We start from the raw sequence: 25,083 nt of genomic DNA on the forward strand, positions 1-25,083 counted from the left end.
ATGAGATGATTTCAGGGAGGTAGAATGACCATTCTGGGTCAATCGGTTCAACGTGTTGATGCAGTAGGAAAGGTCACGGGAAAAACACTTTATCCGGGAGATTTGAACTTTCCTGACCAGTTGTACATGAAGGTATACTTTGCGAAACGTCCCCATGCTCGGATTGTTTCAATAGATACCTCAGCGGCCGAGAAGGTTCCTGGTGTTGTGGCTGTCTTTACGGCAAAAGATGTGCCGGTCAATGAGTATGGCTTGGGAATTTACGATCAACCTGTGTTGTGTGGGCCAGGCTCCAGTAAACCTTACGCCGATCGGGTGCGTTTTATTGGCGATCAGGTTGCCCTGGTTATTGCCGAGAGCGAAGAAATTGCTGCTTATGCCCGGGATTTGATTCATGTGGTGTATGAAGATCTCCCTGTGGTGGATAATCCGTTGAATGCCATGCATGAGGACGCAGTGTTGCTGCATCCCGATCGGGGGAGTAACGTTCTAACGCGCTATCGTATTCGGAAGGGGGATGTGGAAAAAGCTTTTGCAAGCGCGGATGTCATTGTCGAAGATGAGTACGTGACGCCTGTTCAGGAACATGCCTTTCTGCAACCTGAGGCAGGAGTTGGTTTGATTGATGAAGAGGGCCGTGTAACCGTTTATGTTGCCGGGCAGTGGGCGCATAAAGATCAGGAACAAATTGCCCATGCTTTGGGGTTGCCGCTTGAGCAGGTGCGTGTGGTGTATCCTGCGATTGGTGGAGCATTTGGCGGACGCGAGGATATGTCTGTCCAGATTATTCTGGCACTGGCGGCATGGCGTTTGTACCAGCGGGGAATTCATCGTCCGGTGAAAATTGTCTGGTCTCGCGAGGAATCGATTATTGGGCATCATAAACGCCACCCTTATCGCATCCGTGCGCGCTGGGGAGCGACCCGGGAAGGAAAACTGGTTGCCGCCGAGATGGAATTGATTGCCGATAGTGGTGCGTATGCTTACACTTCCCCCAAAGTGTTGGGGAATGCGACATTGATGTGTACGGGTCCATATGAAATCCCAAATGTAAAGGTGGATTCGTATGCTGTTTACACCAATAACATTCCCAATGGCGCTTTTCGTGGTTTTGGTGGGCCTCAGGCGACATTTGCGGCTGAAATGCAGATGAACAAACTGGCAGAAAAATTGGGAATGGACCCTGTGGAACTGCGGATGAGAAATATTTTGCGTGAAGGTTCCATTCTGTCTGTTGGCACCCCCGTTCCAAAGGGAGTGAGTATTGAAGAGGTGCTGACCAAGTGCGCCCTCAAGGCTGGATGGCAAAAAACGGATACAGGTTGGAGGGCTCCGGAGATTCAAACAGTTGATGCTCAATTTCCCCATATCCGTCGGGGAATTGGGATTGCCTGTGCCTTTAAGAATGTGGGATTTTCGTTTGGTGCACCGGAGCAGTGCTGGGCTACCGTCGAACTGATTGGCAAGGCAGAAATCGAAAAAGTTCGGGTGTATCATGCCGGTGCCGATTGCGGTCAGGGCGCACATACAGTATTCGCTCAATTTGCGGCCGAGACGCTGGGTGTACCTCTGGAGAAAATTGAACTGATTGTCTCGGATACAGCAACTACCTTGAACTCAGGTTCGGCTTCAGCCTCTCGAATGACGTTTATGGCTGGTAATGCCATCAAAGGGGCAGCGGAGATTGCGTTGGAGAATTGGAAAAACGAGGAAAGACCTGCGAAAGGCACCTATCAGTATCGTCCTCCAAGAACCACACCTTATGATCCCGAGACGGGAAAATCGGAGCCCAACTTTGCTTACGGATATGTGGCAGAAGCCGCTGAGGTAGAGGTGGATACAGAGACCGGGCAGATTGAGGTGAAAAGACTGATCTGCGCGGATGATGTCGGCAAAGCCGTCAACCCTCAGCAGGTGGTAGGACAAATTGAAGGAGCCGTTGTACAAGCGTTAGGGTATACCATAATGGAGAATTTTGTTCAGAAAAACGCAGTGCCATTAACGACAACTCTGTCTACCTACCTGATTCCTACGATTCTGGACGTTCCTGAGAAAATCGATTCAATTGTGGTGGAGCACCCTGATCCAATTGGCCCTTATGGCGCTCGAGGTATGGGAGAAATGCCTTACATGGCAGTGGCTCCCGCAATCTGTTCTGCGGTAAAGATGGCTACGGGGGTGTGGATGGATGAGTTTCCGTTAACTCCGGAGCGTGTGTTGAGGGCTTTAGGTGAACTGGAAGAGGAAAGTGAGGCGTGAACGCTTGAAACAAGGGTTATGGGCAATTGTTCGTGGTGGTGGTGATTTAGCCAGTGGTGCAATACTTCGATTAGCGCGAGCGGGAATAAAAGTTATCGTCACAGAACTGGCACAACCCTTAATGGTGCGGCGCAAGGTTTCGTTTGCTGAAGCAATTTATCAAGGAGAAGTAGAAATTGAGGGCCTTCGAGGGGTTAAGGCTGAGATTGATGTTGAACAAATAATTCGTATAGCCAGCGAATACCAAATCCCGGTGATTGCCGATCCAGAACTTAAGATCCAAAGCCTCTTCACCCCGGATATTCTTGTAGATGGCAGGATGTTGAAGAAAAGTTTAGAGGATCAACGCACTCTTGCTTCTCTTGTGATTGGGTTGGGACCTGGCTTTGTGGCGGGAAAAAACTGCCATGCAGTGATTGAGACCAAGCGTGGACATTTTCTCGGTAGGGTGATTTGGGAAGGAGAGCCCGAAAAGGACTCTGGGATACCGGAAGGCGTGGATGGGAAGTTTGGCGAAAGGGTGTTACGTGCCCCTTCTGAGGGAGAATTTATGGCAGGGGTTGAAATTGGAGAGAGCGTTCTCTCGGGTCAATGCCTGGGCTATGTCAATGGGGTGCCTGTATATGCACCGTTTGATGGAGTGGTTCGCGGGCTGATATGGTCAGGACTTCATGTGATGCAGGGGCAAAAGATTGGAGATATTGATCCAAGAGGCGATCCACGTTATTGCTGGTTGGTGTCCGATAAGTCCTTAGCGGTGGGCGGAGGTGTCTTGGAGGCAGTCTTAACTATTCCGGAGTTTCGAGCGCGGTTGGGATAAATGATGACAACTAAATCAATCATCGGAGCGGTAGTCCTTGCGGCTGGAATGTCTCGAAGAATGGGACAGCCTAAACAACTTTTGCCTTGGGGAAAGACCACGGTTATCGGTCAGGTGGTGAACGTTTTACAGGCGGCACAGGTGGCACAGATTGTGGTTGTCACGGGCAAATCCCGTGAACAGGTTGAACAAACTCTGAAAAATACCTCTGCACAGTGTGTTTTCAATCCACGTTATGAGACCAGCGAAATGTTAACTTCGTTGAAAGTTGGGATATCCCGATTACATGATGAGGTCCAGGCTGTGCTGGTTGTGCTGGGCGATCAACCTCAAATTCAAGTTTCTGTGGTTCAGGGGTTAATAGAACAGTATCGCCTTGGAAAAGGCGTATTAATTGTGCCCAGTTATCAAATGCGGCGTGGGCATCCCTGGTTGGTAGATAGGAGTCTCTGGCAAGAAATTCTCCAGATGGACGATGAACGCGAAAGCATGCGGAATTTTCTCAATCATCACGCTCAGGATATTGTCTATTATTTAGTGGATACACCTTCAATCCTGACAGATATGGATACTCCTGAGGATTACCAGCAGATGCGTCCTGTGGATGAGAGGGATAATGAGTAAGATTTGGGGTTATCGGTGCACAAATAATCAACTTGAGAAATTGCTCTTACCGGAACAGGGCGAGGTAGATGATCTTGTCCGTAAGTATGGCGAAGGGGTGTACACCACCTTAAGAACCTATCACAGAAATAGAGTGCTCTTCCTGAAAGAGCACATTTACCGTTTAGAGCACTCTGCTGAATTATCTGGTGTTTTCCTTACGGTATCCGAAGCCTCTGTGCGAGATTTGATTCGCGCGTTAATCCAGGAGGCAAATGGAAAGGATATCAGAATACGCCTGATAGTGCCTTTTTCGAGTCCCGAAACAGTCATCGGCATGGCGACATTCCTGACTCCGCCTTCAATGGAGGATTATCGTTTAGGGGTGGCGGTAGAAACTCGCCGGATGCATCGAGACAATCCTCAAGCCAAGGTGACTGAATTTATTCAAAAGGCATCAGAAATTCGAAAACAGATCGGCAAAGAAATACATGAAGTGATCATGGTTGATGAAAATGGGAGGTTACTGGAAGGGTTGAGCAGTAATTTTTTTGCAGTTCATCAGGGTAAAGTCTGGACTGCCGGACAAGGGGTACTGCCTGGCATAACCCGTGAACTTGTCTTAAAGTGTGTCCAGGAACTTAATCTTCCGTTGAATTTAGAAGGGTTCCCTTATCAAAGGTTGTATGAAATTGAAGAGGCTTTCCTGACCAGTACCAGCAGAGGGGTGTTACCGGTTCGCAAAATTGATCAGTACACTGTGCCTCAAACGCCCGGAAAGATCACAACGACACTAAGTACACGATTTCAGGAAAGATTGAATCAATTGCTTGAAGAAGTTTAGAGGGTTGAATTTTCGCTGTCATTGTTTCTAGCGGGTTCATCCTGCTCTTCGTTGATGGATAATTCCCCATTTTCGTATTTTCGTAGAATATCTTTTGCTTTCTCTGCATCCTCTTCTGCCACCAGGATATCTACAGCACCCAAGGGCCCTACGGTTAACCCGTAGGCAATTCCTGCGCTCTCAGGCACAATCCACACAGAAATATCGTAAGACTCTAACAGCATACGAATCATCTCTGCGGAGAGCATTCCTGGAGCCGTATAAACACACTCAAAGCGGGGTTGTTCCATAAGAATCCTTCCTTTTCTTTTGTTCCAGGCGCTGAATTCGATGGGAGATTTCCCGAAGCCATTCTTTCCTCTTCCATAAAGGTAAAGGCAATGTATTGCACAAGGTGAACGCGCGATTTGCCCATTCCAGAGCGATCTCCAGATTTTTGAGTGTATGTTCGTAAATTTTCGCTAACTCAAGGTGGGCTTCAAGGTTCCCATATTCTGCTGCTTTCTTCCATAACTCTATGGCTTCCGGGAGGTTCCCTTTTTTCTTATGAATTTCAGCATTTCTGAGAAAGGTTTTTATCAGGATATCTTGTGGCATTTCTTCAGATAAGGCTTGAGAGTATAGATGGGAAGCCATATCCCAGTATCCCATGTCATGATACAGGCGGGCAACAGAAGCTAAATCCATAGAGTGCAGAGGGAATATTTCTGGTTGTGATAACACCCGGCTCATAAATTGAAAAAGTGCGGCCATCGAGAGGATATCTACACGGTTATGATAAAACACTCCATTCAGAAGAGAAAAATCTTTTGTTTTTAAATACCTAAAATATATCTCAGGAATGAGATAGCCAGGCACTTCCTGTTCCTCTCGCTGGACATGTAAAATCTGCTTTTCCAGTTCTGAAAGACTGCAACTCTCCAACCTTTCTCTCCAGAATCGCCGGGCAAGATGGAGAAGGTCAATGTGATTTTTTTCCTCCGGTATGGTTTGCATGCGGTTAAGGATGAAACGTGTCTGAAGCAGAGGCAGGTCAAAAGACTTCCCGTTGAAGGTAACAATCACAGGAAAGGGTGAAAGGATACGGTGAATTTCCTCTAAAAAGGCAAATTCATCAACGGGCTCTGGTAAGAAAATCTGGTGCACTTCAAATCGTTTTTCTTTGTAGAGCCCAATTCCTGCCATGAAAGCAAATGTGCCTGTTCCGCCAACTAATCCAGAGGTTTCGGTGTCAATAAATACTACATCACTCAAGGTTAGCGCTGAAATTTGGGGGGTTTTAGCCCATTCCCCAATCATGCCGAGAGGAGCAGAATCTTCAATAAGTACTTCTCCATGAGGATAAGGCAATGGGTACGATTGGATAACTTTGTATAGCCGGTCCTGAAAGGTAGAATCATTTACTTGCCTGGTCTGTCCATGATTATCTGTTAAGACATTTGTTTCGGATTTGGACGAACCATTATCTTTCTTATATCCTAGGGACTGTAATTTTTCTCGCAGATTTGTCATTTCACTTCTAATTGTATCAGCCCATTTAAGATATTCAGGATTGCCAGCGTTTCCTGTTTCCCGCCCATACCATTTTCACCTGCTGGCCCGACGCAGGATGGACATCCATGTTCGCAGGGACAGGTTTCTACCAGGATGGCGGCTTCCTTGAACAGAGTTTCTTCGATTTCATAGAGTTTTTTACTCAGTCCAATCCCGCCAGGAATCTGGTCATAAACCACCAGTGTAGGTTGTCCATCCGAAAGGGGCGATTGCGGTTCAGAAAATACTCCAATATCCTCAGTATCGCACATCAAGAAGAGTGGTGCTGCATGATGAATAAGATAACTCAGTCCCGCCAATCCGCTTTGAATACGCTGGTTCTCTTCCACTCTCTGATGACAGGACGGGCATAATGTAATGAGGTTCTCTGGACGATTGGCTTCTTGGGCGGAGGAGAACATCCGGAAAGGTACTTTGTGGTGTACATGATGTGCCTTTCCCTGTTCTGGGGTACCACATAACTGGCAGGTGTAGTGATCCCGTTTTCTTATCGATTCCCGAATCTTAATCCATTCGGGTCCGTAGTCGTTGGGATCATTTCTCCACAACCCAGCCTGTCTGAGGAAATTAACGGAGACCTCGCTTAAACTTCTCCAGTATCCCGTGGTGAACAGGGTGGAAGGAGGAAGTTCCAGCGATTCTGTACCAAGGTTTTCACGAGAATACCAGCGTATTTTCTTGAATCCTGTCACCTGATGGGTGACTTTCAGTTCCCCAAAAAACTTGTTTCCTCCCCGGGTTGGCTCATTATAAAGCACCTGTTGTTTTTCCACCGTAGTTTCCTGCACTGGTTCGGTGTAATAATCGAGTTCGGATGGCTCGAGCCAGGCAATCCCTCGATCTAAATCCAGGGTTTGTACCCAGTAGGTTTCTCCAGCATGCAAATACACTGCGCCTGGATGGACCATCCATAATGCACTGGAACGATCTACCACCCCAACAACTTTGGGCTTCCCATCTATAATCTGCTGCAATTGAACTGTATCTGGGGAGGTGGTTCTCAGGGAGATTTGCGAGGCGGGATACTGGTCTGCGGTCCAGATAAATCGTGTGGTGCCGGCATGAAGTTCACCACTTTCAGCCAGAAAAGACAGAATCTCCTCGACGGTTTCCGCTGAAACACCTCCAAAACCCTCACCTCGATAAAAGGGGAGTTCAAAGGCGGCACAACGAATGTGCTGAACCAAAATCAACAGATTGTTGGGGTCTACCAGTGCCATTTCAGGGGATTGTTCAAAAATATACTCAGGAAATCTCATCAAATATTGATCAAGCGGATCGGAAGAGGCAACCAAGAGCGAAACAGCCAGATCAGTTTTTCTCCCGGCACGCCCTATCTGTTGACGAGTAGAAGCAATTGAACCCGGATAGCCTACCAAGACAGAAGCAGAAAGGGTGCCAATATCTATTCCCAATTCTAAAGCATTTGTGGCTACTACGCAGTGGATTTCTCCCTTGCGAAGTTTGGCTTCAATAGTGCGTCTTTCTGTGGGTAAATATCCACTGCGATACCCTTCAATCCATTGCGGGGAGCCAGGAAAACGATCCCGTAAATATCGGAGCAGCAGTTCAACCGTTCGACGTGTACGGGCAAATGTGATGGTCTGGATGCCGTGAGTAATCAGGGGAGAAAGCAGTTTCAGGGCTTCATGAATGGCACTGGCCCGTATCCCCAAATGCTCATTGATTACCGGTGGATTGTAGAGAAAGATTCTCCTGGGGCCTGCTGGTGAACCATCTTGAGAAATCAATTGAATTTTGTCTTCAATCAAACTTTGGGCAAACGGTAGCGGATTGGCTATGGTGGCCGAACTCAGGATGAATTGTGGAGATGCCCCATAGAAGGAAGCCACTCTTTTCAACCTTCGGATGACATTCGCAAAATGAGACCCGAAAACCCCTCTGTAAATGTGGGCTTCGTCAATGATGATAAACCGCAGGTTCCGGAAAAATTCTGCCCAGAGAGTATGATGAGGCAAAATCCCCATATGCAACATATCAGGGTTACTCAGCACTATTCGTGCATTTTTTCGGAGGTCGTTTCGATGACTCGCGGGGGTGTCACCGTCATAAATGCCCACGGGGATTTGCTTGGGTAAAGAGGTATGAGATTGGAGGAGTTTGGCAAGTTGCGTCTGTTGATCTTGGGCTAATGCCTTTGTTGGGAAAAGGTAAAGGGCTCTGGAAGAAGGATGTTTCAGACAGTCGTCTAAAACAGGAAGATTATAGGCAAGTGTCTTGCCACTGGCAGTACCCGTAGCAAGCATAACGTGATTGCCCTGATGAATCAATTCGTATGCTTGTACTTGATGGCTGTATAATTGATTAATCCCTAGGGAATGGAGAGCATTTTTCAGATCCGGATGAAGAGATTCTGGAATATTTCCCCAAAGAGCCGGACGAGGGGGAATCTCCTCTATACGAACAATATTTTTTTCAATTTCCGGGTCACTCACCCAAACGAGCAGGACTTTCTCCAAATGGTTCATTGACTTTACGTTTTTACCTTACTTTGAAGATATTATCAAGGAATTTCGGCATTTCTATGAATGCAATGATTACCAGTCTCTTGATTTTTTTCTCTGGTTGGCTTGCCGGAGGTTTGGTCAACTGGTTGGCTGATTGGTTGCCTGTTGAAAGCAGGCTGGGTGGCTTAATCTGTTCGTCGTGCCGGAAAGAGATAAGTTGGCTGGATTACTGGACACTTTTTCCCTGTAAACATTGTGGAAGAACACGTGGATTGCGGACGTGGCTGCTTCATTTTGGGTTGGGAATAGCATTTTTAGGAGTTCACTGGACAGGTTCTCCACGTCTTTCGGAAGTTGAAGCCATGTTATGGTTGACGTATTCTTCCCTAATTGTAGTCATTGACTTCGAACATCGTCTGATTCTTGAGAAAACTTCAATTGCAGGAGGAATTCTGGCTTTTGTAATTGGCGTGCGTCTTCACGGCATTGGAATGACCCTGGCGGGTGGTACTGCGGGCGCGGCTTTACTGTTTTTACTTTTTCTTGGAGGCGAGGTATTCAGACGCTGGATGGAGAAACGCCGCGGGGAACCCATTTCAGAGGTTGCCATGGGGTTTGGCGATGTCATCCTTTCCGGTATCATTGGGCTTATTCTTGGCTGGCCCGGTATTCTCGCTGGACTCTTTCTTGCAATTTTGGCAGGTGGCATTGTCAGCGGCCTGATCATGTTCTCCATGATCATTAGAAAAAATTACCAGGCTTTTACGGCAATTCCTTATGGCCCTTACCTGATTTTTGCGACGCTTTACCTGTTGTTTCTTTCTTAACCCAGTTTCTGCGGTCTCAAATCTTTTCTTCCGGGCCCAGCAAGCACTACTTCTGGTGAGACTTCCTGAACAAATGGCTCAAAGTTTTTATTGAATTGTTCAACCAGAAGAGAGGCTTGCTGCTCATATGCCTCTGGATCTGCCCAGGTTTGACGTGGGTTGAGAATCTCACTGGGAACTCCTGGGCATTCCAGAGGAATGCTTAATCCGAAATGAGGTTCGATCTGATACTCCACATGTTCCAGATCCCCATGGAGGGCAGCGCGGATGAGGGCTCTGGTATAAGGCAGGCGAATGCGTTGACCAACTCCGTAAGGCCCGCCTGTCCAGCCTGTATTCACTAACCATACCCTTGCCTGGTGCCGCTGAATTTTTTCACCTAACAGATGAGCATATTCATGAGGATGTAAAGGCAGGAAAGGTGCACCGAAACAGGTTGAGAAGGTGGCTTGAGGTTCAGTCCCCAAACCGGTTTCAGTACCTGCAAGTTTTGAAGTGTATCCTGAGAGGAAGTAATACATGGCTTGTTCGGGGCTTAGGAGGGCAATCGGAGGCAATACCCCAAAAGCGTCAGCAGATAAGAAAAAGATATTTTTCGGGTGACCTCCTCTGCCTTCGGGAACAAAGTTAGGAATGTAGTGCAGAGGGTATGCCCCTCGAGTATTTTCTGTGCGATGATCGTCGTCGAAATCCAATTCGCGGCTAATGGTGTCTATGGTTACATTTTCAAGAACTGCCCCAAAACTTTGGGTTGCCTGCCAGATCAAGGGTTCTAACTCGGGACGTAGATGGATGGTTTTGGCGTAACATCCTCCTTCAAAATTGAAGATTCCATCATCAGCCCAGCCATGCTCATCGTCTCCTATCAGACGACGTTCAGGATCTGAAGACAGGGTCGTTTTGCCCGTTCCAGACAGCCCAAAAAACAACGCTACATCTTGTTCTTGCCCAATATTGGCAGAGCAATGCATGGAGAGAACCCCTTTTTGGGGTAAGAGGTAATTTAATACGGTAAAAATGGACTTCTTAATCTCTCCGGCATAACTGGTGCCTGCAATCAGAATGACTTTTTTCTTTAAATCCAGTGCAATAACTGTTTCAGAGCGGGTTCCATCCTCCTCCGGAGAGGCAAGAAATTCGGGCAAATGAAATATGGTAAATTCAGGGCGGTGATGGACCAGTTGATCATGAGGAAGTCGCAAAAACAGGTTATAGGCAAACAAAGCCGCCCATGCTTTTTCCGTAATCAACCGAATGGGCAGCGCAAATGATGGATGTGCTCCTGCTTGTAAGTCCTGAATAAAGACATCTTTTCCCTGCAGGTAGGCTCTTGCTTTGGCGAGTAAGCGTTCGAATTTTTCTGGCGCAAGAGGTTGATTGACTTTTCCCCACCAAATCTGATTCTCGATGCTGGGGTGTCTTACGATGAATTTGTCACTGGGAGAACGCCCGGTATGTTTTCCTGTATTTACAACCACAGCGCCTGTTCGGGAAAGGATGCTTTCTCCTCGCAAGATGGATTGTTCGATGAGACCTGCAGGGGGCAGATTCCAATAGGCTGTACGAAGGTTTTGCAAACCGTGCAACTCCAGACTGTAATCTCCTGGGATACCTGTGTAAATCATCCAGACTCTCCTGATTTATTCTTTAGGGTGAAATTGATTGAACCAAAACCATAACACGTCTTCAGCGGGTTTTCCGCGAACCGAAACAGACTTATCGGCCAGCGCGATGGGAGGAAAATACCCATCAGATACAACACCTGCAACCCATTCGGATTGACTGATCACCTGAAGAAAAGCATTGTAAATCTCTGCCTGTTCTCGGAAAGACTCCTCTGCCGCCGAAATGTCCAGACCGCCCTGATAGAAAACAAATAGGGGGAGACAGTTGCCGTTTGAAGGGATACAACCATTTGCGCTCCCTTTGGAAGAGGGATAAGCAAGTTCTACTACAATGGGGAGGTCGTATTGATCCCGAATGAGCCGGATTTTGTTTTCAATGAGTTCGCGCGCGGGCGGGATGAGGTTTTCGGCTTGAGGATCTTCCTGACTGGTCAGCGGATCATATACATGGACAAAAATCAAATCGGTTTCTTTCAATATTTCGCTTAGTGTGTCCAGGTTCTGCGAAGAAGATATTTGCCATGCGACTTTCCCAGAATAGATTTTCCGAATCTGTTGGATAAGGTCAATCCAGTAGGCTTTCAAATCGGCATCACTGACTACGGGAGCACCATTGGGTAAAGAATTGCCGGGAAGCACAGGTTCCAAATTTTCCGGATTGAGAATAAAGATTTCTGTACCGGATACACTTGCCAGTGCCGCATGATGAAGGATAAACGTCCGGTAGCGATCCAGCCAGGTTTTCCACCACCCGGACGTACCCGGGCATTCACTCCACCACACAGCAGGAGGTTTTTCAAAGGCGGCAGTGGGGCGCAGGGCAATGTTGATTTGTTTGGATCGGGCAATCTGTATTGTGTTAGAAAGGTCTTCCCATGTGGCATCTACACCAGTTAACCATTGAAGATTAGGCGGGTCGGTGGTGGTAAAATGCCATGTCGGTGAGAGAATGAGATAATTGGCATTCATTTGGGCAAGATCTTCAATTGCCCAGGGAATAAACGGCTGCCATGATGGATGATAATCGGCTGGAAAAGCCACGCCCTGAATAAAACTGCCTGGCTTGGGGGGGATGGTGCCCGCAGGGACAGTAATGGGCTCAAGAGGGGGTAATTGCCATTTCCATTCCTTAACCACTTCTGTAATCTTGATGCCCTCTGCAGGAGGGGTGAAGCGTTTTGTGCCCGGATTGTCAGGTCCAAAAGTCGTCAAATCGTCGGCAATCCCGCACTGATCGTTTCTGCAGAAGCGATATGCAGTTTCTCCAATGGCATCCAGTGGACTGTAAAGAATATACAGCCACTGGTGATTCCCAAGAGGCCACATGGGCAAAGGTTCTGTCCAACCATAGGGATTGAATTGAATCGAGATGCTTTCGTTGGCGCCAGTTGTTTCTGGAACAGTCAGGTAAAAGGAAATGCTCCCTTTTCCTGGAGATTTCCAGGTTTCAATTTGATCCTCAATCATGACATTTTGCGCAGGGACAATAAATTGCCGAACTCGAAACTCTCCCTGTTTGGTTCGCTCGGCATTCCAGAAACCATCACCCAGAGTGTACTTATATCTTAAGTCCAGGCCAACAGGCAGTTCCAGAGTAAGGCGATAAGTGCCGTCTTGTTGATAGGTGAGATAAGGAGCCCGGGAGGCTAAAACGTTCATCCCCCCCCGCAAATCAGCAAAGGTATTTCCGAGGGTAGAGATATTTCCTACCATGCGAATAGGGATTCCCGAAGGGCTATCCTCAGGCGGGGTTACCACGAAAGTGACCTGGACTTTTGGGGCAGGTTGTACCAGAATTTCTGCTGGGGTCATGGCTTCCTCAATCACCTGGGCACCTTGCTGGAATGGAACAAATTCCCCATTCAGACTCACTACTACCAGATGATGTGTCCAGGGGGGGAGCCCGTCCAGAGTAAAGGAACCATCCGCTGCTGTCAGCATGGTGACACCTGCCGCGGTGACCAGCACATTTGGCACAGGGGTACGGTCCAGAGCATTCAATACAACTCCCTGGATTCGCCCGAATGGACCTTGATAAGGAGTGTCATTCCAACCTGCAATGAAATCCTCTACACTTCCAGGGTCTTTTACGTAATACAAGCGATACCGTATTTGTTTCTTTTGGGTGTTGTACTCAATCGCGATGCTCTTGCTTTCCCGAATGTAACGATATTTGACGAGACTTCCCACCGCAAATGGCAAACGAACAGAATATTTCAAGTCATTCTGTCTTTGCAGAGGGTAACGTTGGGGATTAAGAGCAATGCCCGTAACCTCATCTAACACTTCAAGGCTCAGGTTTTCTCCCTCTTTTAGAGGTTGGGACAAGGTAGCCTGAAAGGTCACCTCAGCCATGAGAGTTTGCGAGGTGGTGTTTTGAGAGAGGATTTGCACTGTAGGAGTTGGTGAAGTGCATGAAATCAAAAAGAAGATGAGAAGAGGGATGAGCCAGTTGACTTTTGGTTTGGGGTAATTTCTTCTCATCTCTTTCCCCCGTTTGTCAATCCTGAGAAGTTTGATGAGGATCCAAGGGAGATTGAAATTGACTGAATTCCTGCTTAATTTCCGTTTCTCGATCTGCCAGGCTTCCCAGCACGCCGTTGACGAAACGAGCAGAACTATCAGAGCCATACTTTTTGGCTAGTTCAACAGCTTCATTGATGGCTACTTTGACAGGTGTGCATTGCCCGACAGCAAATTCCCATAAAGCAATTCTCAGAATGTTTCGGTCTATCACAGCCACCTGATCAAGGGGCCACTCAGGCGCATGTTTGGCAATTTGTACATCCAGTTGATGAGTAATGGGGAGAACTCCCATGACGATTTCTCTGGCGAAATCAGCCAGTTCGTCCTGGAGTTTTGCATCTTTTATGCGTTCCTCTAAGACGTCACCGGGTAGATGATTGGTCAGGTCTATTTCATATAAGGCTTCAAGAGCCACTGCTCGTGCCCGCGTTCTTAACTTCATAGGTCACGCTTCAACGGAGTAATCAATATCCTCAACATGCACGTTGATTTTACCAACTTCCATTCCTAGCATTTCGGAAATGGCTCGAGAAACTTTTTGCTGAATGGCTCGTCCCACTTCCCGAACATTGACATCTTTTGCCAGAACGACGTAGATGTCGGCATAAACTACACCATGATCCACAGAAATTTTTACCCCTTCCTGTGGATTTTTAGAAAATATTTGGTTAACATCCGCCGGCGCTGAACTCAATCGGGCTACTCCCGGAACGCTCAGGGTATTCAAGCGGGCAATAGTTAAGAGCACTTCGGGTGCTATGGTTGTTTTTCCAGTAGTTGAGGGTGTTTGTTCCATATGAAAATCCTCTTTCATGATGCCTTTATTCTAACCCATTAATCACGAAGTCGTTATGGTTTAGAAAATATTACTTGAGGAAACTGTAAGTGTTGTAGTGGCATAGGGCATGACACCAATACGAACTATCCCTTTTATATCTGCAAGAGCAAGGTTTACAGCGTTTTTCAGGGTATCGCAGGGCTGGATCAGCCAGTTTCTGACGATCTCTGGTGAGATTGTGGATACTAGATATACATGGTAATCGCGGACGATTCTGGCTACCTGATATCCCTTGTGAGGACCTACACGGAAAGGTTGTTGTGCAAATTTAGCAAAGACCTCATCCGGGGTGGATACATCTTTCATAAATTCCTCAAATGCCTGATTTCCACTTCCTTCCCGGCACTCGGCAACCAGAATAATCGTTCCACCTTTTCGGATGATGGTGGTAGCGTGAGTTAAGGCTTTTTGTGCTTGATAGAAATTAATATCTTTCGGATATCCGCCGGCTGAGGCAATGACAAGATCAAATAGCCCTTTGTCTTCTGTTGTACATATCTTCAGCGCAAGAGGAATCCCTGTTTTCATCACTTGTCGAGGGTGTCCGGCCAGAGCGTGGACAATTTCTTTCTTTTCATTCAAAATGGTGTTAAGAACAAAATCAACCCCCATCAAGGATCCTATTTCTTCAATATCTTCTCGTAAAGGATTGCCTTCGTAAATTCCTATCCATGCTTTTGGATCAGTAATCCAGGCATGATTGCGGTTGACAGTCTTTCGTCCCGCCAGTCCAATGGCGGCGGTTTTCACTCCACCGGAGAAACCGGCAAAATGATGGGGCTCGATGTCTCCGGTGCATATTTTCAGATCTGCTTGGGCAAATTTCTGATTTACCCATACGGGGGTACCCCTGGAAGTGACCCCAATGAATACCAATTGTTCAGCATTGTCGCAATCGTGTGAGATGCAGTTCACTCGTTCTAAAACTTCGAGAGGAATTAAAGACCGAATTTCTTCCTGTTTCATAGGAAGATGGGTGCCGGTGGCTATTAAAAGGGTAATTTTTTCGTCGGGAATGTGATGTTGATTCAGCCAATCTAACAAAGGGGGAAGGATGTGATGATGGGGAACAGGACGTGTTTTATCGTTTACGGCAATGGCTACATGGTCAATCCCAGAAGGGAATTGAAAATCTAAAGGATGAGACAGAGCTTTTTCAATCACTTTTAAAGGATTTTCGCTTCCCGGTATTTCAGGAGGTACAATCCATTCAATGGAATGTTCATCGGAGATAGAACATGATTGCGTACCCGAGCCAAATGGAATAGTAATCTGTTGCATGGTGAAAATGCACCCCGACAGAGGAAATCAAAACCTCGATTATTTTATACTACAGAATGTGGCTTGGGAAAAATCTTAATTCAATCGAAAAATTCGATTCACAATTTTTTCAGGATGCCAGAAAATTCTCTTATGCAGGAGAATTTCACGACGCAGTGTCAGGATTAATCGTTCCAGAATTTCAGGGACGGTTTCTCTTTCCAGCAAGTGCTGTTTTTCAATTAATGGAATTTGGAGTAAAGAAGCCGTCAAAAAAATGATGTTTGTGGGGTCTTCGTAATTTTTTAATTCTTCCAGGAAAAGGTTAAGGGTTTGTAATTCAACTCCGGCGGCTTTATAGGTGTCCAGCAACTGGACATACTCGGATAAATATTCCAGCAAAGCGTTTTTCATTCGCAAGGTTTCCAGTGTGCGAATTTGGCGAAAAGGATGGGCTTCGACCTCGGCAACCAGATATGGGGAGTGTTGTACCAAAGAGCGGATACGAAATCGCTCTTCTCCAATAGCGGTAAGGTTCATCCTGCCCTCTGACAGAGGTTGAACGTCAATGATTCGTGCCGAGCATCCCACAGGATAGGGAACTGGCATAGGACCATAAGCCTCAACTCCCTGATGAATCAGACAAACGCCAAAAAGCAAATCAGTCTCGAGTACTTGGCGCATCATCTTTTTATAGCGTTCTTCAAAAATATGTAAGTGAATAGGAGTTTTAGGAAATAAAACAGTCTGAAGAGGAAAAACAGGTAAGGTGTACATTTATTTCAATTTTACTGGAGGCTTTCCTCCCTTACGAATGGATATATAAGGTTTATTGTATTTTGAGATTGGGTCTAAAATAGTTTCAGACTTATGCCAAAGGAGGAATTGTGTATGTCTATCCCATTTCCCAGTGACCAATGGATTAAAGCGATGATGGAAGATCTTAATCATAGTTCTTCCTACGAAGAAGCCGCAAAAAATTGGGAAGGTGATTTTGTATTTGTTATTGAACCGGGGGGAAAACTGGATAAACCGGTGAGGCTCTACATGGATTTATGGCATGGGAAGTGTCGCAACGCTTACCAGATCCCGGATGGAGAGGTAGTGAATTCTGCCTTTCGTCTTTCCGGACCGGTGGCTGTTTGGAAAAAGGTCATGACCAAACAATTAGATCCAATGCAGGCAATGATGACCGGCCAGTTAAAACTTACAGGCAACATGGCGATGGTCATGAGGAACGTCCGCGCTGCCAAGGAACTGGTAGAGAGTTGTACCCGTATTCCTACTGAATTTCCTCTGTAGGGAGGAATTATGTGGTTCTTTCAAAGCCCTCAAATTGTTTATGGCGAAGGCTCTCTTTCTCATTTATCGCAGATTTCAGGTGTGCGGGTGCTGATTGTCTCTGACCGTACTCTTGAACGTCTGGGGATGGTAGAAAAAATCAGGGCTCTTTTACGAGAAAATCGATTTCAGGTGGAAACTTTTCTTGATGTCGAGTCGGATCCCTCTGTGACTACGGTTGAAAACGGCGCCCACAAGATGAGGGAATTTGAGCCAGATTGGATTATTGCTTTAGGGGGCGGTTCGGTCATGGATGCTACAAAAGCCATGTGGGTGTTGTATGAGCGTCCCGATATGGACCCGGTAGCCATTAATCCAATTGAACCAATATTCCTGAGGAAAAAAGCCCGAATGATTGCCATTCCAACGACCGCTGGAACAGGGGCTGAAGCCACCTGGGCAATTGTCTTAAGTGAGAAAGAATCTCACCGAAAATTAGGTTTGGGGAATCGGGAGTGTGTGCCAGATTTAGCCATTCTGGATCCTGAGCTGACCATAGGATTGCCTCCCAGAATTACCGCAGATACTGGATTGGATGCCTTAACCCATGCCATTGAAGGGTATACCAGTACATGGCACAATGATTTTTCTGATGGGCTGTGCCTGCAAGCCATCCGATTGATTTTTAACTACCTTCCTCGGGTGTATCGAGATGGCAATGATCGGGAAGCCCGTGAGCGTATGCAAAATGCGGCAACTATTGCCGGGTTGGGGTTTGGCAATGCAATGGCGGCTCTGGCACATGGTATGGGACATGCACTGGGGGCGCGTTTCAATGTTCCTCATGGCAGGGCTGTGGCTCTCTTCTTGCCTTATACGATTGCCTATTATGTTCGTGGTGAAGCAAAAACTCGCTATCGGGAGATTGCTCAATTTTTAGGAGAAAATGTCCAAACGGAAAATGAAGCCGCTGATTGGCTGATCCAAAAAATTCGGGCTCTGGAATCCGAAGTAGAACAACCTCTCTCCATTGCTCAACTTGGAATTGACGAGAAAGCCTTTGAAGAAGACTTGGAAACTCTGGTTGCTTTTGCTTTGAATGACTCCCAAACCTTGATGGGAACAAGAGTCCCTGAGGTGGACGAACTGACCAGGCTGTTTCGTGTTGCCTATCATGGGGATGATGTGACTTTCTAAGAGGCTACCATGAATAATCGGCTTCTCTTTGTGGATTTAACAACCGGTCGAATTGGGTGCTCAACTATCCCTGAAAATTACTTGAAAGAATACATTGGCGGAAGTGGTTTGGGGGTCAGAATTCTCTGGGATTGGCTAAACCCTTCAACCTCTCCACTGGATCCTTCAAGCCCTCTATTGTTCATCACGGGACCTCTTACGGGGGCAAATGGACCCGCTACAGGACGGTTTACTGTGTGCGGACGTTCTCCCCAAACAGGCTTATGGGGGGAGGCAAATATTGGGGGCTTTGTCGGTCCTGAACTGCGATACGCCGGATTTGATGCAGTCCTGGTTACGGGAAAAGCGCCAACTCCGGTCTATTTATGGATTCATCAAGGAGATGCCCAGATCAGGGATGCTTCGCACCTCTGGGGAAAAACCGATATCTACGAAACCCAGGTGCAAATTCGCCAGGAATTAGAAGAACCACGCGCCAGGATTGCCTGTATCGGTTTGGCGGCAGAAAATGGCGTTGTGTTTTCTGGAATTTTTTCCGATCACGGTCGCGCAGCAGCACGTACCGGCTTGGGATTGCTCATGGCATCAAAGAATCTCAAGGCGTTAGCCGTCCGCGGTACCCAAAAAATTCCACTTGCTTTGCCCGAGCGTTTTTCTGAAGAGAGGATACGGGTTAATAAAGAACTGGCAAACCATAACATGACGGCAGTTTTCCGAGCCACTGGCACTTCGGGTGCGGCAGAATATCTGCAGATGCTTGGGGATATGCCTCAAAAATACTGGATGGGTGCAAGTTTCGACGGGGCAGACAAAATCAGCGGGGCACAAATGGCTGAAACCATTCTGGCGGGTACCGCAGCCTGTCAGGGATGTGTAATTTCCTGTGGAAGGGTTGTCTCGATCCCGGAAGGACCTTATCAGACAAATGGGAAGACAAAAGGTCCCGAGTATGAAACCATTTGTTCATTCGGCTCACAATTGCTGGTTGATGACCTGGCGGCAATCACTGCATTGGGAGAAACATGCGACCGTTTGGGGATGGACTCGATTTCCGCTGGAAGTGTGATTGGCTTAGCCTACTTATTATTTGAGCGGGGTATTCTCACCGAGAAAGACACAGAAGGACTGACGCTTCAGTGGGGAGATCCTAAACCCGCATTTGTGTTCCTTGAAAAAATGGCTCGTCGTCAAGGCATTGGGGAATGGATGGCACAGGGAAGCCGTGCCTTTGCCGCTCGATTGGGTGTAGAAGAACTGGCTGTCCAGGTCAATGGGTTGGATGTTGCCATGCATGATCCTCGAGCATTCAGTGGACAAACCCTTTCTTATCTCACTTCTCCCCGAGGGGCGTGTCATAATCAGAGTGATTTCTTCACCGTGGAACTCGGCGGTACTCTGGATGAAATCGGTATCCCCATGACAGATCGTTTTACCGATGCCGGTAAGGCAAAATATGTTGCAAGGCATCAGCACTGGCGTTCGGTTTGTAATAGCCTGGTGATGTGCTTTTTTGCTTCGGTTTCTCCAAAGGATGTGGTTGATTTACTGAACTTGGCAACTGGTGAGGAATGGACATTGGACTCTCTCATGACTGCGGGGGAAAGAATCTGGAATTTGAAGCGGTTATACAATCTTGCTCTGGGGTATTCTCCAGACAACGAGAAACTTCCTGCTCTTCTGTTGCAGGCTTTACCAGATGGGGGACAGGGCGGTTTTATCCCCGATGTCCAGACGCTTAAAAAAGAATATTACGAAGCGTGTGGGTGGGATCAAAAAAGCGGTATGCCGGGAAAAGAGGTGATCGACAGGCTAAATTTGGGATTTACGAAGGATAAATTTTGATATGGGAGGAAATCCATGTTACAAGCAGTGATGGTTGAACCGGGAAAAATTGAATTTCACGAGGTCGAAAAACCCGTCCCGGCAAAAAATGAAGTTCTGATTGCTATCCAGCGTATTGGTGTTTGTGGTTCAGATATTCATGTTTATCATGGAAAACACCCATACACCTCTTATCCAGTTGTCCAGGGGCATGAGGTGTCGGGGATTGTTGCCGGGGTTGGAAATGGTGTACAGGATTTCATGCCAGGAGACAAAGTGGTTTTCATGCCCCAGGTGACCTGTGGCCAGTGTTACCCGTGCCAGCATGGAATGGAGCATATTTGTGAAAGTCTGAAAGTGATGGGCTTCCAAACTGGCGGGGCAGCGCAGGAATATTTCCCTGTAGATGCCAGAAAGGTACTGAAACTTCCGAATGGGGTGAGTTTAGACGAAGGGGCAATGGTAGAACCTGTATCGGTGGCAGTGCATGCGCTCAGACGCGGTGGTTTTGTTCCCGGGATGAAGGTTTTGGTTTTAGGCGCTGGTACCATTGGGAATTTGGTTGCTCAGGTGGCTCGAGCACAGGGCGCTTCTAAAGTCCTCGTGACCGATATTCAGGATTACAAGTTGGAAAAAGCCAGGGAGTGTGGTTTGACTGGAATCAACACTTCTCGAGAAAATTTACCTCACACAATTGATGAGGTTTTTGGCAAAGAAAAAGCAGATTTGATTTTGGAATGTGTGGGGGTTCAGCCTACCATCACCCAGGCCATTCAGGTTGCCAGAAAAGGTACCCCGATTGTGGTTGTAGGGGTCTTTGCTGAGAAACCGGTTGTGGATTTGGGCTTGGTTCAGGATCGGGAATTATCTCTGGTAGGTACCTTAATGTATCAACGACCGGATTATGAGAAAGCGATCGAGTTAATTGCTTCCCATGCCCTCATGCTTCAACCATTAATTACCCATCGCTTCCCGTTTCAAGACTATCTTAAGGCATATCAAGCCATTGAGGAGTCACAAGGGCATTACATGAAGGTAATGATTGAATTGTAATTGAATTATCCCAGGGATTTTTTACTGCGGGTTTTTTGCAACTCGTAATCTGGAATCCGTTGATGGAGCAAGTCCAGAGAGATATTCACTACCTCGTGAGCCTCTTCCGGGGTGGTTGTGCCTATGACCACCATATCTATCGGGCGGATTGTGCTCCAGACAAAAGAAAGCCCAACTACAGGTAAGAGACGTCCTGCTGCCAGGGGTTTGATGGCCATCACAGGTTTTTTAGCATTGCGGATAATCTTCATCACCCAATCGGCTTCAACCTGCATCAGAAAACCCGCGGCATTGTAAATTTGGATGTAAGTTTCCACATCCGCTCCAGTTTCGTCAGCAATGATAGGGGTTTCTGGCATGTGAGTCGAGAGCCCGGGAATCATTCCGCGTTCTCGAATCATTTGAGTGTAGCGGTCTAAATCGCGAATAGTGCGATGCATGCGATCCAACAGGGCATCGGTTACAGCCTGATGGGGCATACAAAAAGTTGCATGCCATTGAGCACACTGGTCAAATACTACTTCTGGTTCGTTTTCTTCAGGACCACCGGGTAGAATGTTAAACCATGGGGTATAGATTCGAGTGATAGGCTTACCGGAGCGTTGCTCGGCTTCCTGAATGGATTCTTCCAGTAAAGGATGCAAAGGTCCCATGACTGCATCAATTTCATATGTCAAAAAAACCAGCAGGACTTCCACAATCCTGTTGCGAGTTTGCAAATCCTTAATAAAGCGATCTTTTGCCAAACTGGTATGGGAATATCCCAAAAACCAGTTTGTCCCGATGATCAGCCGGGGTAAACTCACACCACCAACTTCAGTTCTGGGAAAGCCGTCCATCTTCTAAAATTTTCTGTCTACCACATGGTGCGCCAATTCTTCCAGTGCCAAACGTTCAGGGCATGGATCGAATATGCTCAGATGATTTAGCGCTGTTTCGACAAATTGGATTGCTTCTTGATGGCTTTGTTGAATGGCTTTACTCGAGCGAATGGCGCCAATTAGTTCATCCAGGACATCCTGGTCTTGAATGCAGTTTCCCTCGATAAGATTGATGGTTAAGGGATGTTCCGGGTGCATTTCAGCAAAATAGATGGCGGGGAGAGTAACAAGTCCTTGCCGCAGGTCACTTCCAATAGGTTTGCCAAGCGTTGCCTGCTCTCCTGTGTAATCTAGGATGTCATCAATGATCTGAAAAGCCATTCCAACAGAATATCCGTACGCGCGTAAGGCTTCTGTGTGCAGTTCAGAGGTAAGACATAATAACGCGGCAGATTTTGCGGAGGTCTCAAAGAGAGAGGCGGTTTTTGCGTAAATTCGCTGGTAGTAATTAGTTCTATCTGCCTTGCAGCGGGTGCTAAACATTTGGGTTAATTCACCGCCTACAATAATCGAAAGGGTTTCGGAAAAGAGTTTCATCACCGGAATGGAGTCGGTTTGTGCCGCCAGATTGGCCGCACGGGCGAAGAGGTAATCGCCTGTTAATACAGTTGCTCCGGGTGACCAGCGCGAGTTAAGCGTGGGCATTCCTCGGCGAAGCAATGAACCATCAATTAAATCATCGTGGACGAGGGTGGCAGTATGGAGCATTTCAATAGCAGCGGCGAGATGAAGCAAGGGCTCGCCCTTTGCCCTTAACATTTTACCCGCCAGCAGGGTTAAAGTGGGGCGAATACGTTTTCCGCCAGCACTCAAAAGCAAATCCAACGCTGACTGTAAATCAGGATAGCGTTCATCTGCCTGCGAGCGCATTAAGGTTTCAACTGCACGCAGGTCGTCCTGTATAGAAACCATAAAAGAAACAGCAGAGGTCAAATTTAACTCTCCCATAAAAAGAGCGAAGTTGCATTCCGGGTTGTTATTTGCCAGATTTCCGTCAGTGGCAGGTTGAACTGGTTTGCCAGTTCTTCCGCAACCAGCGAGACGAACATGGGTTCATTTCTCTTTCCTCGATGCGGATGAGGTGTCAGGTAAGGCGAATCGGTTTCAATTAAAAGCCTTTCCACAGGTATTGCCCTGACAACGCGTTTTTTCTCATCCGCGTTCTTAAAGGTGATTGGTCCTGAAACGCCCAGATAAAAACCCAGTTCAATCACCTGATGTGCAAGTTCCAGCGGTCCTTCAAAAGAATGCCAAACCCCTGAGGGTTTGGACAGGTTCTTTGCACTCACCCATGTTTGGAGAATCTGGAGGAGGTCATCTTCAGCCTTCCGATTATGAATCACGACCGGCAAACCGCGTTTTTCAGACAACTCAAGTTGTGCCTCAAAAGCCTCTCTCTGGACGTTTGCTGGAGTGTAATTACGATAATAATCCAACCCGATTTCACCAATCGCAACCACCCAGGGGGCTTTGCTTAATTCGACGATTTCCGAAAATGCCGTTTGAGACCAGCAATCTCCAGCACTGTTCGGATGAATCCCAACAGCGGCGAAAACCTGTGGTGAATACTGCTGGGCAATTTCCACCGCTCGAATGCTTGTCTCGACATCAATGCCAGGGACAAGGATTTTTTGAACGCCCGTCTCGAAGGCACGCTCCAGTACCTCCTCCAAATCCGACTCAAATGTGTTAAAGTTCAGGTGGCAATGAGTATCTGCTAGATAGGCTTTGTTCATTCACTCCAGCCCGGCAATTTTTAATCCATCCTTGAGGATGTAAGGCACGCGGTCTTTGTGGGTAGTCTCACAATATACCCGCATGATCGGTTCTGTGCCCGAGAAACGGATCAGCAGCCAACCGCCGTCCTCCAGAGAAAATTTAAACCCATCGGTGGTATTCAAGCCGGTCACTTTAAGTCCGCCAATGGTGGTGGGATTGGCGGCTAAAATGGCTTGTTCGCGAGCGCTGCGCTCACCTGTGAAGGTGCGGTCTATCCGATCGTAGAAGTGTGGACCTACTTTACTGAAAAGCAGATCAATCAGTTCACTGGGTTTGCGCTGGAGTTTGACCATCATATCAAGAATGTACAAACCAGCCAGGATGCCATCGCGTTCTGGAACATTCCCACGGAAGGCGTAACCACCCGATTCCTCACCGCCGATCATGGCATTGGTTTCGAGCATCTTGGGGGCTACATACTTAAACCCCACCCCGGTTTCGTAAACAGGGATGTTGTACATCTTCCCAAGTTTTTCCAGCATGCTGGTTGTGGAGAGTGTCTTGACGATGGCGCCGCGTTCCCCACGCACTTCAAGCAGGTACAGCGCCAGCAGGGCATACACCTGTAACTGGTTGATGAAGTTGCCTTTTTCATCCCCGACACCGACCCGGTCTGCATCCCCATCGGTAATGAGCAGAACGTCGGCACCCGAATCAACCGTTTTCTTCAATCCTACATTGATGTTTGGTGGTATCGGCTCAGGGCGTTTCATTTCCGGGAAGATGGGATTGCGTTCGTTGTGAATTTCGATAATTTCGGTTTTCCCACCGGAGAGGATACGAGGGAACCAGCCAGCGCCATTGCCCCACATGCAGTCCACCACGATTTTCAACCCGGCTTGTTTGATGGGTTCAACATCAATCAGCTCTTTGAGATGTTCAATATAAGCCGGGGCAGGGTCAAAGCGTTGAATCAGTCCCTTGGCTTCTGCCTCTGATGCCGGCATGCGTTTTACCTCTGACTCGTCTTCGGGAATCAGGGATTCGATTTCTTTCAAACCTTCCGGATCAATGGCGCCACCAAATTCATTGCGGACTTTGAAGCCATTATCGGTTGGAGGGTTATGGGAAGCGGTGATGTTGATAGCACCGGCGGCTTTGTGGTGAACAACCGAAAAGGCGATGACCGGTGTAGGGGTAGCTCCATCTGTAAGCAGGACTTTCAAGCCATTGCCTGCCATGACTTCAGCGGCAGCGAGAGCGAAATTCTCCGAATGAAAGCGTTTATCGTGTCCGATGACAAAGGTTGCTCCCGCTTTTCCGTGGCGAATCATGTATGAAGCATAACCTTGAGTAGCACAGCGCACATTGGCAAACGTGTAGTCTTCAGCAATCACTCCGCGCCAACCGTCAGTTCCAAATCGGATAGTATGCGACATATTATCTCCGAAAAGTGAGAAATAGAACAATTTATGTTATTATATCAGGGTTTACGGAAGAAAGAAGG

Annotated in this window: 22 protein-coding genes; 9 read left to right on the top strand and 13 right to left on the bottom strand. The window is 47.3% G+C overall.

What is annotated here, in order from left to right; translation table 11 throughout:
- The first annotated feature begins 24 nt into the window (after positions 1–24).
- Genes ANT_RS07265 through ANT_RS16240 form a run of 4 tightly spaced genes read left to right on the top strand, consistent with a single transcriptional unit; the run spans position 25 to position 4,526 of the window.
- A complete protein-coding gene (locus tag ANT_RS07265) occupies positions 25–2,259 on the top strand; it encodes a xanthine dehydrogenase family protein molybdopterin-binding subunit (RefSeq protein WP_013559861.1) in 2,235 nt (744 codons plus the stop codon).
- Positions 2,249–3,079 carry a selenium-dependent molybdenum cofactor biosynthesis protein YqeB gene (gene yqeB, locus ANT_RS07270; RefSeq protein ID WP_172634585.1) on the top strand — a complete coding sequence of 277 codons (831 nt, stop codon included), beginning with the start codon at positions 2,249–2,251 and terminating at the stop codon, positions 3,077–3,079. Before ANT_RS07265 ends, yqeB begins: the two co-directional genes overlap by 11 nt.
- Positions 3,080–3,703 (top strand): nucleotidyltransferase family protein, encoded by a 624-nt coding sequence (locus ANT_RS07275; protein ID WP_013559863.1) that lies wholly within the window; start codon positions 3,080–3,082, stop codon positions 3,701–3,703.
- Positions 3,696–4,526, top strand: a complete 831-nt coding sequence (locus tag ANT_RS16240; protein WP_013559864.1) for an aminotransferase class IV — start codon at positions 3,696–3,698, stop codon at positions 4,524–4,526. Before ANT_RS07275 ends, ANT_RS16240 begins: the two co-directional genes overlap by 8 nt.
- On the opposite strand, the gene ANT_RS07285 is transcribed toward ANT_RS16240, so the two are convergent.
- From ANT_RS07285 to ANT_RS07295, 3 genes are read right to left on the bottom strand one after another with little or no spacing between them, the layout of a single operon-like run.
- Positions 4,523–4,816: a putative signal transducing protein gene (locus tag ANT_RS07285; RefSeq protein ID WP_041454813.1), complete on the bottom strand. Its 294-nt coding sequence runs from the start codon at positions 4,814–4,816 to the stop codon at positions 4,523–4,525. The genes ANT_RS16240 and ANT_RS07285 overlap by 4 nt on opposite strands.
- Positions 4,797–6,038, bottom strand: coding sequence for a ribonuclease H-like domain-containing protein (locus ANT_RS07290; RefSeq protein ID WP_013559866.1), 1,242 nt, complete (start codon positions 6,036–6,038; stop codon positions 4,797–4,799). Before ANT_RS07290 ends, ANT_RS07285 begins: the two co-directional genes overlap by 20 nt.
- Positions 6,035–8,569, bottom strand: a complete 2,535-nt coding sequence (locus ANT_RS07295; RefSeq protein ID WP_013559867.1) for a DEAD/DEAH box helicase — start codon at positions 8,567–8,569, stop codon at positions 6,035–6,037. The genes ANT_RS07290 and ANT_RS07295 overlap by 4 nt, the downstream gene beginning before the upstream one ends.
- Between ANT_RS07295 and ANT_RS07300 the strand changes: the two genes are divergently transcribed.
- Positions 8,569–9,375, top strand: a complete 807-nt coding sequence (locus ANT_RS07300) for a prepilin peptidase (RefSeq protein ID WP_155818053.1) — start codon at positions 8,569–8,571, stop codon at positions 9,373–9,375. The genes ANT_RS07295 and ANT_RS07300 overlap by 1 nt on opposite strands.
- On the opposite strand, the gene pckA is transcribed toward ANT_RS07300, so the two are convergent.
- From pckA to ANT_RS16245, 6 genes are all read right to left on the bottom strand, one after another.
- Positions 9,372–11,000, bottom strand: a complete 1,629-nt coding sequence (gene pckA / locus ANT_RS07305) for a phosphoenolpyruvate carboxykinase (ATP) (RefSeq protein WP_013559869.1) — start codon at positions 10,998–11,000, stop codon at positions 9,372–9,374. The two genes, ANT_RS07300 and pckA, sit on opposite strands and share 4 nt — an antisense overlap.
- Before the next feature lie 15 nt (positions 11,001–11,015).
- The gene (locus ANT_RS07310; protein WP_013559870.1) at positions 11,016–13,484 is read right to left on the bottom strand and encodes a glycoside hydrolase family 113; all 2,469 of its coding nucleotides are present in this window, start codon (positions 13,482–13,484) and stop codon (positions 11,016–11,018) included.
- A gap of 16 nt (positions 13,485–13,500) precedes the next feature.
- Positions 13,501–13,968 carry a transcription antitermination factor NusB gene (gene nusB, locus ANT_RS07315; RefSeq protein WP_013559871.1) on the bottom strand — a complete coding sequence of 156 codons (468 nt, stop codon included), beginning with the start codon at positions 13,966–13,968 and terminating at the stop codon, positions 13,501–13,503.
- 3 nt (positions 13,969–13,971) lie between these two features.
- The gene (locus ANT_RS07320; protein ID WP_041454815.1) at positions 13,972–14,322 is read right to left on the bottom strand and encodes an Asp23/Gls24 family envelope stress response protein; all 351 of its coding nucleotides are present in this window, start codon (positions 14,320–14,322) and stop codon (positions 13,972–13,974) included.
- 60 nt (positions 14,323–14,382) lie between these two features.
- Entirely contained in the window at positions 14,383–15,645 is a 1,263-nt protein-coding gene (gene larAH5, locus ANT_RS07325) for a nickel-dependent malate racemase, LarAH5 family (protein ID WP_013559873.1), read from the bottom strand.
- Positions 15,646–15,720: 75 nt separating this feature from the next.
- Positions 15,721–16,401 carry an LON peptidase substrate-binding domain-containing protein gene (locus ANT_RS16245; RefSeq protein ID WP_013559874.1) on the bottom strand — a complete coding sequence of 227 codons (681 nt, stop codon included), beginning with the start codon at positions 16,399–16,401 and terminating at the stop codon, positions 15,721–15,723.
- A 114-nt stretch (positions 16,402–16,515) separates the two neighbouring features.
- Here ANT_RS16245 and ANT_RS07335 point away from each other — a divergent pair, with 114 nt between their 5' ends.
- The 4 genes from ANT_RS07335 to ANT_RS07350 are packed head-to-tail and all read left to right on the top strand — an operon-like array spanning position 16,516 to position 20,976.
- A complete protein-coding gene (locus ANT_RS07335; protein ID WP_172634586.1) occupies positions 16,516–16,926 on the top strand; it encodes an SCP2 sterol-binding domain-containing protein in 411 nt (136 codons plus the stop codon).
- Positions 16,927–16,935: 9 nt separating this feature from the next.
- Positions 16,936–18,102, top strand: a complete 1,167-nt coding sequence (locus tag ANT_RS07340; RefSeq protein WP_013559876.1) for an iron-containing alcohol dehydrogenase — start codon at positions 16,936–16,938, stop codon at positions 18,100–18,102.
- A gap of 9 nt (positions 18,103–18,111) precedes the next feature.
- A complete protein-coding gene (locus tag ANT_RS07345; RefSeq protein WP_013559877.1) occupies positions 18,112–19,944 on the top strand; it encodes an aldehyde ferredoxin oxidoreductase family protein in 1,833 nt (610 codons plus the stop codon).
- A gap of 15 nt (positions 19,945–19,959) precedes the next feature.
- The gene (locus tag ANT_RS07350; protein WP_013559878.1) at positions 19,960–20,976 is read left to right on the top strand and encodes a zinc-dependent alcohol dehydrogenase; all 1,017 of its coding nucleotides are present in this window, start codon (positions 19,960–19,962) and stop codon (positions 20,974–20,976) included.
- A gap of 5 nt (positions 20,977–20,981) precedes the next feature.
- Here ANT_RS07350 and ANT_RS07355 read toward each other — a convergent pair whose 3' ends face one another.
- Genes ANT_RS07355 through ANT_RS07370 form a run of 4 tightly spaced genes read right to left on the bottom strand, consistent with a single transcriptional unit; the run spans position 20,982 to position 25,015 of the window.
- On the bottom strand, positions 20,982–21,815 hold the full coding sequence (locus ANT_RS07355; RefSeq protein WP_013559879.1) for an aldo-keto reductase family protein: 834 nt from the start codon (positions 21,813–21,815) through the stop codon (positions 20,982–20,984).
- A 3-nt stretch (positions 21,816–21,818) separates the two neighbouring features.
- Positions 21,819–22,790 carry a polyprenyl synthetase family protein gene (locus ANT_RS07360; RefSeq protein ID WP_172634587.1) on the bottom strand — a complete coding sequence of 324 codons (972 nt, stop codon included), beginning with the start codon at positions 22,788–22,790 and terminating at the stop codon, positions 21,819–21,821.
- A 2-nt stretch (positions 22,791–22,792) separates the two neighbouring features.
- A complete protein-coding gene (locus tag ANT_RS07365) occupies positions 22,793–23,593 on the bottom strand; it encodes a TatD family hydrolase (RefSeq protein WP_013559881.1) in 801 nt (266 codons plus the stop codon).
- A complete protein-coding gene (locus ANT_RS07370; RefSeq protein ID WP_013559882.1) occupies positions 23,594–25,015 on the bottom strand; it encodes a phosphoglucomutase/phosphomannomutase family protein in 1,422 nt (473 codons plus the stop codon).
- Between the last annotated feature and the right edge of the window lie 68 nt (positions 25,016–25,083).

It is taken from the genome of Anaerolinea thermophila UNI-1, assembly GCF_000199675.1.
In the GTDB taxonomy this organism is placed as follows: domain Bacteria; phylum Chloroflexota; class Anaerolineae; order Anaerolineales; family Anaerolineaceae; genus Anaerolinea; species Anaerolinea thermophila.

Bases quoted from the DNA above. Each gene is read 5' to 3' on its own strand.
- ANT_RS07265 (WP_013559861.1), top strand. From the start codon at position 25: ATGACCATTCTGGGTCAATCGGTTCAACGTGTTGATGCAGTAGGAAAG.
- ANT_RS07275 (WP_013559863.1), top strand. From the start codon at position 3,080: ATGATGACAACTAAATCAATCATCGGAGCGGTAGTCCTTGCGGCTGGA.
- ANT_RS16240 (WP_013559864.1), top strand. From the start codon at position 3,696: ATGAGTAAGATTTGGGGTTATCGGTGCACAAATAATCAACTTGAGAAA.
- ANT_RS07285 (WP_041454813.1), bottom strand. From the start codon at position 4,816: ATGGAACAACCCCGCTTTGAGTGTGTTTATACGGCTCCAGGAATGCTC.
- ANT_RS07290 (WP_013559866.1), bottom strand. From the start codon at position 6,038: ATGACAAATCTGCGAGAAAAATTACAGTCCCTAGGATATAAGAAAGAT.
- ANT_RS07295 (WP_013559867.1), bottom strand. From the start codon at position 8,569: ATGAACCATTTGGAGAAAGTCCTGCTCGTTTGGGTGAGTGACCCGGAA.
- pckA (WP_013559869.1), bottom strand. From the start codon at position 11,000: ATGATTTACACAGGTATCCCAGGAGATTACAGTCTGGAGTTGCACGGT.
- ANT_RS07310 (WP_013559870.1), bottom strand. From the start codon at position 13,484: ATGAGAAGAAATTACCCCAAACCAAAAGTCAACTGGCTCATCCCTCTT.
- nusB (WP_013559871.1), bottom strand. From the start codon at position 13,968: ATGAAGTTAAGAACGCGGGCACGAGCAGTGGCTCTTGAAGCCTTATAT.
- ANT_RS07320 (WP_041454815.1), bottom strand. From the start codon at position 14,322: ATGGAACAAACACCCTCAACTACTGGAAAAACAACCATAGCACCCGAA.
- larAH5 (WP_013559873.1), bottom strand. From the start codon at position 15,645: ATGCAACAGATTACTATTCCATTTGGCTCGGGTACGCAATCATGTTCT.
- ANT_RS16245 (WP_013559874.1), bottom strand. From the start codon at position 16,401: ATGTACACCTTACCTGTTTTTCCTCTTCAGACTGTTTTATTTCCTAAA.
- ANT_RS07335 (WP_172634586.1), top strand. From the start codon at position 16,516: ATGTCTATCCCATTTCCCAGTGACCAATGGATTAAAGCGATGATGGAA.
- ANT_RS07340 (WP_013559876.1), top strand. From the start codon at position 16,936: ATGTGGTTCTTTCAAAGCCCTCAAATTGTTTATGGCGAAGGCTCTCTT.
- ANT_RS07345 (WP_013559877.1), top strand. From the start codon at position 18,112: ATGAATAATCGGCTTCTCTTTGTGGATTTAACAACCGGTCGAATTGGG.
- ANT_RS07350 (WP_013559878.1), top strand. From the start codon at position 19,960: ATGTTACAAGCAGTGATGGTTGAACCGGGAAAAATTGAATTTCACGAG.
- ANT_RS07355 (WP_013559879.1), bottom strand. From the start codon at position 21,815: ATGGACGGCTTTCCCAGAACTGAAGTTGGTGGTGTGAGTTTACCCCGG.
- ANT_RS07365 (WP_013559881.1), bottom strand. From the start codon at position 23,593: ATGAACAAAGCCTATCTAGCAGATACTCATTGCCACCTGAACTTTAAC.
- ANT_RS07370 (WP_013559882.1), bottom strand. From the start codon at position 25,015: ATGTCGCATACTATCCGATTTGGAACTGACGGTTGGCGCGGAGTGATT.